General features: G+C 71.6%; 14 protein-coding genes. 10 read left to right on the forward strand and 4 right to left on the reverse strand.

The features are described 5' to 3' along the window. Positions 1-35: 35 nt before the first annotated feature. Genes GB932_RS00415 through GB932_RS00425 form a run of 3 tightly spaced genes read left to right on the forward strand, consistent with a single transcriptional unit; the run spans position 36 to position 3,771 of the window. Positions 36-1,583, forward strand: coding sequence for an ABC transporter substrate-binding protein (locus tag GB932_RS00415; protein WP_156758829.1), 1,548 nt, complete (start codon positions 36-38; stop codon positions 1,581-1,583). Further along, the gene (locus tag GB932_RS00420; RefSeq protein ID WP_156758830.1) at positions 1,580-2,794 is read left to right on the forward strand and encodes an amidohydrolase family protein; all 1,215 of its coding nucleotides are present in this window, start codon (positions 1,580-1,582) and stop codon (positions 2,792-2,794) included. The genes GB932_RS00415 and GB932_RS00420 overlap by 4 nt, the downstream gene beginning before the upstream one ends. After that, positions 2,791-3,771 (forward strand): ornithine cyclodeaminase family protein, encoded by a 981-nt coding sequence (locus GB932_RS00425; protein ID WP_156758831.1) that lies wholly within the window; start codon positions 2,791-2,793, stop codon positions 3,769-3,771. Before GB932_RS00420 ends, GB932_RS00425 begins: the two co-directional genes overlap by 4 nt. 47 nt (positions 3,772-3,818) lie before the next feature. Here the strand turns inward: GB932_RS00425 and GB932_RS00430 are convergent, their stop codons facing one another. The 4 genes from GB932_RS00430 to GB932_RS00445 all read right to left on the reverse strand — a co-directional run bounded on the left by GB932_RS00430 (position 3,819) and on the right by GB932_RS00445 (position 6,320). Beyond that, entirely contained in the window at positions 3,819-4,340 is a 522-nt protein-coding gene (locus GB932_RS00430) for a MerR family transcriptional regulator (protein WP_156758832.1), read from the reverse strand. Positions 4,341-4,359: 19 nt separating this feature from the next. Beyond that, a complete protein-coding gene (locus GB932_RS00435) occupies positions 4,360-5,226 on the reverse strand; it encodes an SDR family NAD(P)-dependent oxidoreductase (protein ID WP_156758833.1) in 867 nt (288 codons plus the stop codon). Between the two features lie 85 nt (positions 5,227-5,311). Further along, the gene (locus tag GB932_RS00440; protein ID WP_156758834.1) at positions 5,312-5,539 is read right to left on the reverse strand and encodes a hypothetical protein; all 228 of its coding nucleotides are present in this window, start codon (positions 5,537-5,539) and stop codon (positions 5,312-5,314) included. Positions 5,540-5,720: 181 nt separating this feature from the next. Beyond that, complete coding sequence (locus GB932_RS00445; protein ID WP_231915933.1) at positions 5,721-6,320, reverse strand: helix-turn-helix domain-containing protein; 600 nt, start codon at positions 6,318-6,320, stop codon at positions 5,721-5,723. Positions 6,321-6,410: 90 nt separating this feature from the next. On the opposite strand from GB932_RS00445, the gene GB932_RS00450 reads away from it, so the two are divergent. Genes GB932_RS00450 through GB932_RS00480 form a run of 7 tightly spaced genes read left to right on the forward strand, consistent with a single transcriptional unit; the run spans position 6,411 to position 15,404 of the window. After that, positions 6,411-8,012 (forward strand): NCS1 family nucleobase:cation symporter-1, encoded by a 1,602-nt coding sequence (locus tag GB932_RS00450; protein ID WP_156758836.1) that lies wholly within the window; start codon positions 6,411-6,413, stop codon positions 8,010-8,012. Continuing rightward, positions 8,009-8,752: an aspartate/glutamate racemase family protein gene (locus GB932_RS00455; RefSeq protein WP_231915934.1), complete on the forward strand. Its 744-nt coding sequence runs from the start codon at positions 8,009-8,011 to the stop codon at positions 8,750-8,752. The genes GB932_RS00450 and GB932_RS00455 overlap by 4 nt, the downstream gene beginning before the upstream one ends. Beyond that, complete coding sequence (allB, locus tag GB932_RS00460; protein WP_156758837.1) at positions 8,749-10,131, forward strand: allantoinase AllB; 1,383 nt, start codon at positions 8,749-8,751, stop codon at positions 10,129-10,131. Before GB932_RS00455 ends, allB begins: the two co-directional genes overlap by 4 nt. Next, positions 10,131-11,279 carry an acetamidase/formamidase family protein gene (locus GB932_RS00465; RefSeq protein WP_156758838.1) on the forward strand — a complete coding sequence of 383 codons (1,149 nt, stop codon included), beginning with the start codon at positions 10,131-10,133 and terminating at the stop codon, positions 11,277-11,279. The genes allB and GB932_RS00465 overlap by 1 nt, the downstream gene beginning before the upstream one ends. Further along, a complete protein-coding gene (locus tag GB932_RS00470) occupies positions 11,276-12,868 on the forward strand; it encodes an AtzH-like domain-containing protein (protein WP_156758839.1) in 1,593 nt (530 codons plus the stop codon). The genes GB932_RS00465 and GB932_RS00470 overlap by 4 nt, the downstream gene beginning before the upstream one ends. After that, entirely contained in the window at positions 12,865-14,091 is a 1,227-nt protein-coding gene (locus tag GB932_RS00475; protein ID WP_156758840.1) for a pyridoxal-phosphate-dependent aminotransferase family protein, read from the forward strand. The genes GB932_RS00470 and GB932_RS00475 overlap by 4 nt, the downstream gene beginning before the upstream one ends. Continuing rightward, a complete protein-coding gene (locus GB932_RS00480) occupies positions 14,088-15,404 on the forward strand; it encodes an allantoate amidohydrolase (protein ID WP_156758841.1) in 1,317 nt (438 codons plus the stop codon). Before GB932_RS00475 ends, GB932_RS00480 begins: the two co-directional genes overlap by 4 nt. Positions 15,405-15,406 lie beyond the last annotated feature (2 nt).

Genomic DNA, 15,406 nt, shown 5'->3' on the forward strand with positions numbered 1-15,406 from the left:
AATCCCTCAACGCCCCCGCTCACGAAAGAGGCCTCATGCCCCGCACACGACGCCGCACCCTCGCGGCCGGATCCCTCATCGCCCTCGGAGGCGTCGCACTCGCCGGGTGCGCCGGCGGCTTCTCCGACGACGACTCGGCGGGGGGATCGGGGCCGGAGGCGACCCCGACCGCGATCGTCGCCGCTCTGCCGACCGACCCGACATCGATGGACCCGATCCAGTCGGGCGCACTCGTGGTGCTGTCGGTGTTCTTCCACACCTTCGACCAGCTGGTCACGATCACACCGGACGGAGAGCTCGCGTCGCGTCTCGCGCGGGAGTGGATCCCCAACGACGACGTCACGCAGTGGGACTTCGTGCTGAACGAGGGCGTCACGGCGAGCAACGGCGAGGAGATCACCGCCGACGACGTCGTGTTCACCTTCGAGACGATCCTCGGCGATCCGACGAGCGAGAACCACGCCTACCTGAGCTCGGTCGAGTCGGTCGAGGCCGTCGACGACCTCACCGTCCGGTTCCACCTCTCGGCGCCGTTCTCGGCGTTTCCCCGCAACACATCGCTCATCTCGATCGTGCCGGCGGACACCTACCAGGACATGGGGGCGGCCGCATTCGCCCAGGATCCGGTCGGGTCCGGCCCGTACCTGTTCGACGACATCCAGAAGGGCGTCGCCTACGACCTCGTGCGAAACGACGACTTCTGGGGGGAGGCTCCCGCGATCGAGTCGATCTCGCTGCGACCCGTCGCATCCGACGAGTCGCGCGTGAACGGCGTCCTGTCGAGCAGCCTCGACATCGCGCAGATCGGGCCGACCCAGGTGGCGAGCGTCGAGGGCGGCGACCAGGCCCAGGTCTTCTCGGAGCTCTCGAACGGCGTCGTCTTCCTCGGCGTGAACTCGACGGCCGGGCCTCTCTCGGATCCCGCCGTTCGCGAAGCCGTGTCGCTCGCGATCGACAAGCAGGCGATCGCCGATGGGCTGCTCATGGGGCTCGCGGAGCCCGCCACTGCGATGCTCGCGCCGGCGGTCGAGGGATTCTCGGCGGAGGTCACGGACACGGGCTACGACCCCGAGCGCGCGCGGGAGCTCCTGGACGAGGCCGGATACGACGGCGAGGTGATCGACTTCGACTACGCGACCGACGGGCGCATCCCCCTCTCCTCGGAGGTCGCGCAGACGGTGCAGGGTGCCCTCGAGGAGGTGGGGATCGCCGTGCGGATGAACGGCGCCGATCAGGAGAGCCACACCCTCAAGGTGCGTGGCAGGGAGTTCGAGGGCATCTACCTCAACACGTGGGCGCCCTCGACGGTCGACGGCGACCTGCCGCTGACCGACTTCTACGAGCCCGACGGCAACAACAACTACGCGCAGGATCCCCGCACCGCCGAGCTGGCGGTCGCGCAGCGCGCCGTCGTCGGCGACGAGCGCGAGGCGGTGTTCCAGGAGCTGCTGCAGTACAGCAACGACATGGGCTACTTCGTGCCCCTGTACGTCCCGATGAACAGCTTCGCCGCCGACCCGGCGCTCGACTTCACCCCGCGCGCCGACGGACTGTTCGAGTTCCGCGAGACGAGCGCCGAGTGAGCGCGCAGGTCATCTCCGGCGTCCGGCCCTGGGGCAGGGAGCTCGCCGACGTCGAGATCGCGGCGGGGCGGATCTCGGCGATCCGCCCCGCGGGAGAGGGGCGCGCCGCGGGCGAGATCGTGGACGGGCGCGGCCGGATCCTGCTGCCGTCGTTCAGCGACGCCCACGTGCATCTCGACTCGTCGCGCATCGGGCTGCCGTTCCGGCCGCACACGGGGGAGCCCGGCGTCTGGAACATGATGCTCAACGACCGTCGGAACTGGCGCGACGCGGAGCGCGACATCGCCTGGCGCACCACCGAGACGCTCGGCAGGATGATCGCCCGCGGCACCACGAGCGTGCGGACCTATGCACAGGTCGATGTCGACTGCGGGCTCGAGAAGCTCGACGGGGTGCTCGCCGCGAAGGAGGCGCATGCGGGGCGCGCCGACGTGCAGATCATGGCCTTCCCGCAGGCCGGCCTCCTGCGGGAGAGCGGATCGGCCGAGATCCTCGCGCGCGCGATGGAGAGCGGGGCCGATGTCGTCGGCGGGATCGACCCGTGCGCGCTCGATCGCGATCCTGCGACGCACCTCGACATCGTGTTCGGTCTGGCGGAGCGATTCGATGCGCCGATCGACATCCACCTGCACGAGCCCGGCGAGCTGGCGAAGTTCTCCGCCGAGCTGATCCTCGAACGGATCGAGGCGCTCGATCTTCGCGGGCGCGTGACGATCTCGCACGGATACGGGCTGGGGACGCTGCCGGACGCGCAGCTGCGTGCGCTGCTCGAGAGGTTCCGCGAGTGGGACGTCGCGGTCGCGACGGTCGCGCCGCCGTCGCCGCTGTCGGCGCTCCTGCTCGCCGAGCACGGCATCCGTCTCGGGCTCGGGGAGGACGGTCAGCGCGACTACTGGTCGCCGTACGGTGACTGCGACATGCTCGAGCGCACCTGGCAGCTCGCGTTCACGAACGGCTTCCGTCGTGACGTGCACATCGAGCATGCCGCAGCGATCGCGACGATGGGCGGGCGCTCGGTGATCGGATCGGCGCCGGCGCTCGACGGGGTCGCCGACCGGCCCGGCCTCGCCGTCGGCGATCCCGCCGACCTCGTCCTCGTGCCGGGCGACACGGTCGCGGCCGCGGTGATGGATCGAGGCCGCGACCGCACGGTGCTGCACCGCGGCGTCGTCGTGGCGGATCAGCTCGAGCTCGCGGCGGCCGCGTCATGACGCTCGTGCTCACGGCGTCCCAGCTCGAGGCGCTCGTCCGCCGCCCGGCGACCGTCGACGCCGTCGCGAGCATCTTCGCGGAGATCGCTCGCGGCGGCGCCGTGCAGCCGTCGCCGACCTCGATGGGCACCGACTCGGATACGGGGCGGTACCTGCTGATGTCCGCGGCCTCGGATGCGACCGGGACGGCGGTCGTCAAGCTCCTCGCCGATGTGCCCGACAACGCGCCGCGCGGCCTCCCGACTCAGCGCTCGACGATCGTCGTCGTGGACCGTCGAGACGGCGCACCGCTCGCGGTGATGCACGGGGGAGTGCCGACGCGCGTGCGCACGGCCGCCGCGAGCGCCGTCGCGACGCGGGCGCTCGCGCGTCCCGACAGCCGGGTGCTCGGTCTCGTCGGCGCGGGGAACCTCGCGCGCGAGCATCTCCTCGCGATGCAGGGGGCGTGCGGCTTCGAGCGCGCTGTCGTCTGGTCCCGGACGCGGGAGCGCGCCGACGCGTTCGCCGCGGCGTCGAGTGGCTGGGAGGTGAGCGTCGCGGACTCCGTCGAGGCGGTCTTCGGCGAGGCCGATGTGGTCTGCACGCTGACACCGTCGGTCGAACCGCTAGTGCGGGGTAAGTGGCTGCGCGCCGGGCAGCACGTCAACATCGTCGGGGCGCGGCCTCGTCCCGATGAGCGCGAGGTCGACGCCGCGACGATGGCTCGCGGGTCGATCTGGGTGGACGACAGGCCGACGGCGGAGACGAAGTCCGGCGACCTCATGCTCGCCGTCGCGGAGGCAGCGGTGGCTCTGTCGGACGTCGTCGGCACGATCGGCGAGGTGCTCGCCGGCGATGTGCGCGGGCGTCGCTCCGCAGACGAGATCACGCTGTTCGACTCGGTCGGAATCGGCGCCCAGGATCTCGCGATCGCCGCCCTGCTCCTCGACGCCGCGCGCGCCGCGGGGATCGGAACCGAGATCGACCTGGCGGCGTGACGCGGATCGTGTGCCCGGCCGCGCCCCTCACGCGGCCGGGTGCACGATCAGCCAGCGGGCGACGACGGGGACGGTGCCGGTGCCTCGGAAAAGTTCAGGAGCGCGTCGTCGCGGCCACCATAGATGCGGATCTTGTACTCGGTGGCCTCGAGGGCGAGGGTGAGCTCGCGGATCCGACGAGCGATGCGATCGCGTTGGTCGGACATCATCGCGCGACGCTCGGGAATGGTGCTCTCACCCTGTTCGACGAGCGTGATGTAGCGCTTGAGATCGTGCATCGTCATGCCTGATACGCGCATGCGGGTGAGGAACACGAGGCGGCGCACATCGGCCGCGTCGTACTCGCGGTGCCCAGAGGTATTCCGGGCGGGACGAACGAGACCTTCCCGTTCGTAGTAGCGGAGCGTGTGCGCCGACAGCCCGACGAGACGTGAGGTCTCGGTGATCCTCCGAGGGCTCTCGTCCGTGTCGCCCGTCGTGTCGTCGAGCAGGTCGATCAGGGCGATGACCGCGGCGCCGGGGCTCCTGCCGTCCGCGAGGAGCCTGTCGACGAGCGCGTCTGTGGACATGGTCATCACGATAGGCCGATCAGAATGGTCGCGCAGCAGGTGGCACCCCGGGGAAGTCGGCCGATTCGCTCACACGCGCCCACGCCTCGACCTCGGCGAGGGACGTCTCGTATGCGCGTCGAAGATTGCGGACCGCCTCGGCGCCGAGCGGCAGGCGCAGGGGGGCGTCGGGCGCGTCGATCGCCCCCCGAATCGCGCGGGCCGCCCGCACCGGATCCCCTTCCTGCGCACCATCGATCTCGGCCATGTTCGTTCGCACCGCTCCGACGGTGGCGTCATACTCACGCGCCTGCTCGGCAGTCCGAAGGACACCCGGAGCGTTGAACGCCGTACGGAAGCGGCTGGGCTCGACGATCAGCACGCGGATGCCGAACGGTTCGACCTCAGCCGCGAGCGCCTCCGACCATCCCTCGAGCGCGAACTTCCCCGCCGAGTAGCTGCCGACCGCGGGGAAGGACATGCGCCCTCCCTGACTGCTCATCTGCACGATCGTCCCCTGTTCGCGCGATCGCAGCTGCGGCAGCACGGCACGGACGTACGCGGCCGGCCCGAGGAGATGCTGCTCGAGCATGTCGCGCAGCGCCCGGTCGGTCACCTCCTCAGCGGTGCCGACCTGTCCGGCCCCGGCGTTGTTCACCAGCACGTCGACGTGACCGAACTCGGCGGTCGCCGCAGCCACCACCGAGCGAGCGCCGTCGATATCGCGCACATCGTGCTCGACTGGCAGAAACCGATCGCCGTACTGGGCAGACAGCCCGTCGAGGCGCGAGGCGCGCCGAGCGGTGCCCGCCACCCGTTCGCCGGCCGCGAGCGCCGCCTCGGCGAGAGCGCGCCCCAGCCCAGAACTCGCGCCGGTGATGATCCATGACCTGGTGTTCTCGTCCATGGTCACGACGGTAGGGATTGGAGCGCGGTCGAAGGCAAGTGCGGCTTCGTGCCCCGCGGGTCACCGGTGATGGGACTCGGCCTCTTCAGTCGAGCGCGCTGTCGGTGGCGGAATCCGCCCGATGCGCGTCGGATGCATGCACTCGAGTGAGATCCGCTCTCGCGATCGACACGGCCGTCGTGAGCCGCTCGAGCGCCGAGTCGGCGCCGTCGACATCGTCGCGGTCGTATGCGCGTGCCAGTCTCGAGCTCCACGCGTCGACCGCCTCGACGATGCCTTGCCGGTAGTGCCTTCGCGCGGCTGCTGTCGCCATGATGCCTTCTCCTCACTCGTGTGCGAAGAGACGGCATCCGTCGTCGGAGCGGTGCCCCAGGGTGCCGCCTCGCTCTCACGATAGGGGCGTCGCGTTGCTGGCGAGTTGCGCTCCCGTGAAGGGCAGCGGAAGACGAGCCGCGCATCACCGGGGCCGGAGGATCGTTCCGCCGACGCGCCCCTCACCCGGCCGGGTGCACGATCAGCCAGCGGGCGACGACGGGGACGGTGCCCGCGTTGTGGAGACGATGGGGGCGGTCGCACGGGTAGGTGATCGTGTCGTCTGCGCGGAGGACGACGATCTCGTCGGAGAAGTCGATCGTCAGCTCGCCCGAGATGACGTGACCGACCTCGTACCCCTCGTGGCGCAGCAGGCGGTCCTTCGCGGCGGCCGTGCTGCCCGGCGGGTACACCGACTCGAAGTAGTCGACGCCGGGACTGTCGCCGGGCGTGAGGCGCCGGAAGGTGACGCCGCCGCCGAGCTCGACGCGGGCCGCATCCTCCGCGCGCTCGATGGCGAGGCGATGGTCCGGCGCGGCGCCCGACGGATCCGCGAGGACATCGGCGAGGGGGACGCCGAGCGCGTCCGACATCGTGATGAGGCGCGAGACGCTCGGCTGCATGACGCCGCGCTCGATCTGTGAGACGGCGCTCGCCGAGATGTCGAGTCGCCGCGCGAGCTCCGAGAGCGAGACGCCGGCGCGCTCGCGGAGCGCCCGCAGTCGCCGGCCGACGAGCAGTCGTGGGTCGGACGGCGCATCAGGGGGTGTCGGCGTGGCCACGGGCACATCGTATCCGGCGCTCGGTCCGACTTCACGGCGCCGAAACACGCGGGACACCGTGCGGGAAACGTGAAGCGATAACTTCACGACATGTCCCAGCATCCCATCGGATCCGGCAATGTGCGCCCCGGCTACGACCCTCGCCTCGCCAACGAAGACCTCGCCCCGCTGCGGAAGCAGAAGTGGACGAGCTACAACATCCTCGCCTTCTGGATGAGCGATGTGCACTCCGTCGGCGGCTACGTGACCGCCGGCTCGCTCTTCGCCCTCGGGATCTCGAGCTGGCAGGTGCTCGTGTCCCTCGTCGTCGGCATCGTGATCGTGCAGGTGTTCGCGAACCTCGTCGCGAAGCCCAGCCAGCGCACAGGCGTGCCGTACCCCGTCGTCAATCGCTTCCTCTTCGGCGTCAAGGGAGCGAACCTGCCTGCGATCATCCGGGGCGTGATCGCCATCGCCTGGTACGGCGTGCAGACCTTCCTCGCGGCCGAGTCGCTCACGATCGTCTTCCTCAAGTTCATCCCGGCATCGGCGGCGCTCATCGAGCCGACGTTCCTCGGGCTCGACGCGCTCGGCTGGATCTCATACGCCATCCTGTGGGTCGCGCAGGCCGCCGTGTTCTGGAACGGGATGGAGGCGATCCGGCGCTTCATCGACTGGGCGGGACCCGCGGTGTACGTCGTCATGATCGTGCTCGCCGTCTACCTCGTCAGCCAGGCCGGATGGGAGAACATCAGTCTCAACCTCTCGACGGGCGAGCCGCTCGACCTCTGGGCGTCGATCCCCGTCATGTTCACGGCCATCGCGATCGTCGTGTCGTACTTCTCCGGTCCGATGCTGAACTTCGGCGACTTCGCGCGGTACGGCAAGAGCTTCGAGGCCGTCAAGCGCGGCAATTTCTGGGGCCTCCCCATCAACTTCCTGTTCTTCGCGATCCTCACGGTCCTCACGGCCTCCGCCACCGTGCCGGTCTTCGGCGAGCTCATCACGGATCCGATCCACACGGTCGAGCGCATCGACCACTGGTTCGCGATCCTCCTCGGCGGGCTCACCTTCGTGACCGCGACCGTCGGGATCAACATCGTCGCGAACTTCATCTCGCCCGCGTTCGACTTCTCGAACGTGGCGCCGAATCGCATCTCGTGGCGCGCCGGCGGCATGATCGCCGCGGTCGGATCCGTCATACTCACGCCCTGGAACTGGTACTCGAACGACGAGGCGATCCACTACACGCTCGGAATCCTCTCGGCGCTCATCGGCCCGCTCTTCGGGATCCTCATCGCCGGCTACTACGTCGTCGCGAAGCAGCGGATCAGGGTCGACGACATGTACACGATGTCCGAGACCGGGGCGTACTGGTACCGCGGGGGATACAACCCCAATGCGATGTGGGCCGTGGCCGGCGCCGGGATCCCGACGATCTTCCTCGCGATCGTGCCGAAGTCGCTTGTGTTCGCCGGTCTCGTCGGCGCGGGATGGGGATCCGTGAGCGACTTCACCTGGTTCATCGGCTGCGGCCTCGGCTTCGCGCTCTTCGTCCTCCTCGAACGCCGCCGCCCGAGCGTGCCCACGTGGGACGACGAGACCGACGGCGTGTCCGTGGGAACCTCTCCCGACGTGCTCGAGGGATCCCCCGACACCGCCACCGCTTCGCTCGAGGTCGCGGCGCAGGGGGCGAACGGGGGAGAGCGTTGATCCGCATCACCCTCATCAACCCCAACACCTCGCGCGCCATGACCGAGAAGATCGGTCGCGCGGCGCGCGCGGTGGCGGCGCCGGACGTCGAGATCGTCGCCGTCTGCCCGGATCCCGGCGACGGGCCGCCCGCCGTCGAGAGCCACCTCGATGAGGTGGAGGCGGCCGCGGCCGTCGCGGCGATCGTCCGGCGCGATCAGGAGGCGGGTGGGAGCGACGCCTACGTCATCGCGTGCTTCGGAGATCCGGGCCTCGACGCCGCGCGCGAGCTCGTCGACGTCCCCGTCGTCGGGATCGCCGAGGCCGCCATGCACGTCGCCGCGCTCACAGGCCGCAGCTTCGGCATCGTCACGACTCTGTCGCGCACGCTCGGGCGGGCGCGGGATCTCGTGCGGCGATACGGTTTCGACGAGGCCTGCGTGGCCGCCCACGCGACCGGGATCCCCGTCCTCGCCCTCGAGGAGGAGGCCGACGTCGACGGGATCCTCGCGTGGTGCGAGCGCGCGGTCCGGTCGGACGGCGCCGACGCGATCGTCCTCGGGTGCGCCGGGATGGCCGACCTGTGCGCGCGGCTGTCGGCGGATCTCGGGGTGCCCGTCGTCGACGGTGTGGCGGCGTCTGTCGGCCTCGTCACCGGCATGGCCCGCATGGGCGTCGGGACGAGCGGGCGCGACGAGTACGCCGCGCCGGTGCCGCGTGAAACACCGAGGACACGCGACGCGGATAGCGTGATGGCGTGACCGCTCAGATCCCTGCCGGAGCGCCCCGGTCCATCGCCGCGCGGCGCGTGTTCCTCGGGGACGGGTTCCGCCCCGCGACCGTGCGCATCGACGGCGGGCGGATCACCCGCCTCGATCCGTTCGATGCGGACGCCGACCTCGTCGTCGACGACGCGCACGTGCTCCTCCCCGGCCTCGTCGACACGCACGTGCACCTCAACGAGCCGGGCCGCACCGAGTGGGAGGGGTTCGCGACCGGCACCGCGGCGGCCGCCGCCGGGGGCGTCACGACCGTCGTCGAGATGCCGCTCAACTCGATCCCCGTCACGACGACGCCTGCGGCGCTCGATGCCAAGCGCCGGGCGGCGGCGGGGCAGCTCGCGGTCGACCTCGCCTACTGGGGCGGCGCCGTTCCCGAGAACCTCGGATCCCTGGGGGAGCTCCTCGACGCGGGTGTCGTCGGCGTCAAGTGCTTCCTCGCTCCGAGCGGCATCGACGAGTTCGGGCACCTCGACGCGAGCCAGCTCGAGCGGGCACTCGCTGAGCTCGCCACGCGCGACGGCCTGCTCATCGCCCACGCCGAGCTCGAGGAGCACCTCGGCGACGCGTCCGGCCCGATCTTCGCCGACTTCGTCGCGTCGCGCCCTCCCGAGGCCGAGGCCGCGGCCGTGCGGCTCGTCATCGAGGCGGCCCGGCGCACGGGCGCCCGCGCGCACATCGTGCACGTCTCGGCAGCCGAGACCCTCGACCTCGTGCGCGCCGCGAAGTCCGACGGCGTGGCCCTCACGATCGAGACGTGCCCGCACTACCTCGCCCTCGACGCCGCGAGCGTGCCCGATGGCGAGGGGCGCTTCAAGTGCTGCCCGCCGATCCGCGACAGGACGAACCAGGACGCGCTGTGGCGCGGTGTGCTCGACGGCACGATCGACGCGATCGTGAGCGACCACTCGCCAGCGACGGCCGAGCTGAAGAACGATCCCGACCTCGGGACCGCGTGGGGCGGGATCTCGGGCGTGCAGACGGGCCTCGCCGCCGTGTGGACCGAAGCACGGCGCCGCGGCATCGCCCTCGAGAGGATCCTGCCCCTGTTCACGACAGGGCCGGCGGGCGTCGTGCGCCTCGCGCGCGGCGCGATCGAGCCCGGCGCCCCCGCGCACCTCGTCGTCTTCGACCCCGACGTCGCGTACACCCTGACGGCAGACGACCTCGCGTACCGCAACCGGCTGTCGCCCTGGATCGGCGCCGAGCTCACGGGCGCGGTCGTCGGAACCCACCTGCGCGGCGAGCGCATCTACGGGCGCGGCGAGGGCCTGCTCGCCCGATCCGGCACGGAGGTGCTTTCCGGCGGGCGCGCGGGCAGACTCACAGGAGCGGACGCTCCGCCCACACGGGAGGCATGATGACGGACATCGATCGCGCGGCAGAGCTGGCGCGCAACAGATTCGGGACGAGCGATGGCGCACCGGCGCTCGCCGACCTGCCCATCCTCCAGCCGCACGCGGGCGTTCCCTCCGGCGTCCGCTACCTCAGCGCCGAACCAGAGCACGTGCTCTGGGGGCGCCTGCCGAGCCGCGCCGATGCGCCCGTGATCACGATCGCTTCGGGTGATCAGCTCGTCGTCGACACCGTCAGCCACGAGGGGATCCTGCCCGATCAGGGCCAGGATCCGCGCGCCTTCTTCGCGGGCCACGGCGTGCCGCCGCACGCGGTCCTCGACGATGCGGCGGCGATCGCCACGACCAGCCCGCGCGACCACGCCGCCGACGGACCCCATGTCGTCACGGGGCCGATCCGGGTCGAGGGCGCCCGCCCCGGCGATCTGCTGCGCATCACGGTCGACCGGCTCGTCCCACGCGTCCCGTACGGCGTCATCAGCAACCGCCACGGCAAGGGCGCCCTGCCCGGTCATCTGCCGCGCGGCGGAGCCACCGTGAGCGTGTTCGCGCCCGTCGAGGAGCGCGGCGGCTCGCTCGTCGGCGCGCTGCCGCGCACCGAGGGATCCGCCCGCGACGTCGCGTTCCCCCTCGCGCCGTTCCTCGGCACGATGGGCGTCGCGCCCGCGAGCGACGAGCGCCCGCACTCCGTGCCGCCGAGCGACTTCGGGGGCAACATCGACATCCGGCTGCTCGTCGAGGGAACCCAGCTGTTCCTGCCCGTGCAGGTCGACGGCGCGCTCGCGTATGTCGGCGACCCGCACTTCGCGCAGGGCGACGGCGAGGTCGCACTCACGGCGCTCGAGGCGTCTCTGCGCGCGACGCTCACCTTCGACGTCGTGCCCGCCGAGGAGGCACGGCGCGAATTCGGCGAGGTGACGGGACCGCTCGTCCGCACCCCCGAGTATCTCGTGCCCACGGGGCTCGACCCCGACCTGAACGAGGCGATGCGCAAGGCGGTCCGCGCCGCGATCGACCTCATCGGCGCGCGCTGGGGCATGGACGAGCACCTCGCCTACGCCTATCTGTCGGCCGCGGCCGACTTCGACATCTCGCAGGTGGTCGACATCACCTGCGGCGTGCACGCCCGGATCCGAGAGGCCGACTTCGCATGACGCACGAGATCCCCGGAGCGGACACGCTGCCGACCGAGCTGCGCGAGGCGTTCTTCGCATACGAGCGGGCGATTCTCGCGAACGACCTCGACGAGCTCGACCGCTGGTTCTTCGACGACCCCCGCACGATGCGGGGCGACGACGCGGGGCTCCTCGTCGGACACGAGGCGATCAGCGCCTTCCGCGGCCTCCGCGGCGGCGTCCCCGCGCGCGACATCGAGCGGATCGAGCACCGCGCGCTCTCCGATGACACGTCCCTGATCGTCTCGGTGTCGCGGTTCCGCATCGGCGGGCGCGGGCTGCAGACCCAGCTGTGGCAGCGGACACCCGACGGGTGGCGGATCACGTCCGCACACGTGTCGGGACGGCCGCAGCCCCTCAACCGTGCGATGTGGCGCACGGTCGGGGATCCGCTCTTCCAGGGCGCGTGGGAGGGGCCCCTCGCGGGGAAGACGGTCGCCGTGAAGGACCTGTTCGCGATCAAGGGATACCGCATCGGCGCCGGCAACCCGACCTACGTCGACACCGTCGCCGCCGAGCCGCGCACGGCCCCCGCCGTCACCGACCTGCTGCGCGCGGGCGCGTCGCTGCGCGGCATCGCGCGCACCGACGAGTTCGCGTACTCGGTCGCGGGCGACAACGCCCACTACGGCACGCCGCCGAACGGAGCGCTCCCCGGGGCGCTCCCCGGCGGATCCTCGTCGGGGCCGGCGAGCGCGGTGGCGACAGGGCAGGCCGACATCGGCCTCGCGACCGACACCGCCGGATCCATCCGCGTCCCCGCCTCGTACCAGGGGCTCTGGGGCCTGCGCACGACGCACGGGCTCGTGCCGCGCGCGGGGCTGCTGCCGCTCGCGCAGTCGTTCGACACGATCGGATGGATCGCGCGCGACGGCGTCACGCTGCAGGCCGCCGCGGACTGGTGCCTGTCGTACGACGGCTCGGAATCCACCGAGCGCGTCTACGGAGAATCCGGGCGCGACCTGCCGTGGCGGTTCCGCGTGCCGAATGAGGTGCTGGAGGCGGTCGAGCCCGAGACGCGCGACGCATTCGAGGCGTTCCTCGATGCGCTCGACGCGCCGGTCGAGCGGGTCGACATCGGCCTCCTCGACGACTATCAGGAGCCGTTCCGCCTCGTGCAGGGCGCCGAGGCGTGGCGCAACAACGGCGACTGGATCCGCGAGCACCCCGGCGCCCTCGGAACGGCCGTCGCGGCCCGCTTCCGCGCGGCGGCCGAGGTCACGCGCGACGACGAGGCGCGCGCCCGCGCCGCGCTCGTTCCCCTGAAGCGACGCATCGACGACCTCGTCGCCGATGCGCAGCTCGTCATGCCCACCGTGCCGGGGCCCGCGCCCATGCGCACCTCCGATGGTGCGAAGGTCGACGCCGTGCGGATGGCCACGCTGCGGATGACGACGCCCGTCGCCGTCGCCGGCGTCCCTGCACTGACCGTCCCGCTGCTCACGGTGCCGTCGCGGCTCGGCCCCGCGCCTGTCGGCGTCTGCGTCGCTTCGCGCGCCGAGACCGACATCGCGCTCGTCCGCGCCGGCCGTCGCCTCGCCTCCTGCATCGAAGGAATCTCCGCATGACCCTCATCGCCCCGCTCGAACCGCCCCACCGCCTGCTCATGGGGCCCGGGCCCATCTCGGCCTACCCCAGCGTCCTGCGCGCGATGTCGTCGCCCCTCGTCGGCCAGTACGACCCGTTCATGACCGACGCGATGGGCGACGTCCAGCGCCTCTACCGCGAGGTGTGGGCGACGCGCAACGAGCAGACCTTCCTCGTCGACGGGACATCGCGCGCGGGTATCGAAGCGGCGATCGTCTCGCTCGTGCGCCCGGGGGAGAAGGTGCTCGTCCCCGTGTTCGGGCGCTTCGGCCACCTGCTCGCGGAGATCGCCGAGCGCGCTTCGGCTGAGGTCCACCGGATCGAGGTGCCGTGGGGGCAGGTCGTGCCGACGTCGATGATCGAGGAGGCCGTCGCGCGCGTGAAGCCGGCGCTCCTCGCCCTCGTCCAGGGCGACACCTCGACGACCATGAACCAGCCGCTCGACGAGATCGGCGCGATCTGCGAGAAACACGGCGTGCTGTTCTACTCCGACGCGACCGCCTCGCTCGGCGGCAACGCCTTCGAGGCCGACGACTGGGGGCTCGACGCGGCGACGGCGGGCCTGCAGAAATGCCTCGGCGGTCCGAGCGGATCCGCGCCCATCACCCTCTCGGAGCGCGCGGTGGACGTGATCCGCTCTCGCCGGCGCATCGAGGCGGGCATCCGCGAGGACGGCGACGAATCCGCCGCCGACTTCGTGCGCTCGAACTACTTCGATCTCGGCATGATCATCGATTACTGGGGACCGCGCCGCCTCAACCACCACACCGAGGCGACGAGCATGCTCTACGCGGCGCGCGAGTGCGCCTCGGTGCTGCTCACGGAGGGGCGGGACGCGGTGATCGCGCGCCACGAGATCGCGGGTCGCGCCATGCTGGCAGGCGTCGAGGCGCTCGGCCTGCGGGTGTTCGGCGATGTCGCGCACAAGATGAACAACGTCGTCGCCGTCCTGATCCCTGAGGGCGTGCCGGGGGATGAGGCGCGCCAGGCGATGCTCGACGACTTCGCGATCGAGATCGGCACGTCGTTCGGGCCCCTGCACGGGCGTGTGTGGCGCATCGGGACGATGGGCTACAACGCGCGGAAGGACGCCGTCCTCACGACCCTCGCGGCGCTCGAGCAGGTGCTGCGCCGATGGGTCTCCGTTCCCGCGGGCGGCGGCGTCGCCGCGGCCGCCGACGTGTTGCGCGGGGCCGCCGCATGACGCCCGCCGAGAACGGGCGCCTCGCGGGGATCCCGCCCGAGGCGTTCCCAGCCGCCGCCCGCCGCATCATGGCGCGGTGCGACGAGCTCGCGCGCGTGACGGCGGGGGACGGCCAGATCACGCGCGTGTACCTCTCGCCCGAGCACGCCCGCGTCAACCGACTCGCGGCCGAGTGGATGCGCGAGGTCGGCATGTCGACGAGGCTCGACGCGGCCGGCAACCAGCTCGGCCTCCTGCCCGCCGTCGACCCCGACGCACCGGTCCTCATGATCGGATCCCACCTCGACACCGTCATCGACGCGGGGCGCTTCGACGGGATCCTCGGCGTGCTCATGGCGATCGAGATCGTGCGCCTTCTGCGCGTGCCGGGCGGTGATGACCGGATCTGGTACAGCCCGTTCGGTTTCGGGATCGAGGTCGCGGCGTTCAGCGACGAGGAGGGGACGCGCTTCGGCAAGGCGCTCCTGGGATCCTCCGCGATCGCGGGCGACTGGGACGACGAGTGGTGGCGGCTCGCCGACGCCGACGGCGTCACCCTGCGCGAGGCGTACCGCGAGTTCGGGCTCGACCCCGGCCGCGTCGGCGAGGCCGCGCGCACGAGCGAGCAGCTCGTCGGCTACCTCGAGGCGCACATCGAGCAGGGGCCGGAGCTCGACCGCCGGGGCGAGCCGCTCGCCGTCGTGTCGTCGATCGCGTCGGCGCGTCGTTTCCAGATCACGGTCGAGGGCGAGGCCCGCCACGCGGGCGGCACGCCCTACGACATGCGCCGCGACGCCCTTCTCGGGGCGAGCGAGGCGGCCCTCGCGGTGGAGCGGATCTGCTCGAGCGAGCACCACATCATCGGCACGGTCGGCCAGCTCGAGGCCTTCCCCGGCGCCGTCAACGTCGTGCCGGGCGAGGCGCGTTTCAGCATCGACCTCCGCGGCGAGTTCGACGGCGCGCGCGACGCCGTCTGGGAGCGGCTCAGTCGCGACCTCGACGACATCATGGGGCGGCGCGGCCTGCGTTGGCGGCCCCGCGAGGTGCACTCCGCGCCCGCCGTGTTCTGCGATCCGCTGCTGCAGGACGTCGTGCGCGCGGGGATCGGATCCACGCTCCCGTCGGCGTCCGAGGATCCCCTCACGCTGTTCAGCCCGGCCGGTCACGACGGCATGGCGATGGGATCCGTCACGCCCGTCGGGATGCTGTTCCTCCGCAACCCCGACGGCATCAGCCACCACCCCGACGAGGCGGTGAGCGCGGCCGATGTGGCGATAGGCCTCCGCGCCCTCGCGGAGGCCGTCGCGCACCGCGGCGCCGAGAGCGGTTCGTAGGC

The organism is Microbacterium karelineae (genome assembly GCF_009745985.1).
GTDB lineage: Bacteria > Actinomycetota > Actinomycetes > Actinomycetales > Microbacteriaceae > Microbacterium > Microbacterium karelineae.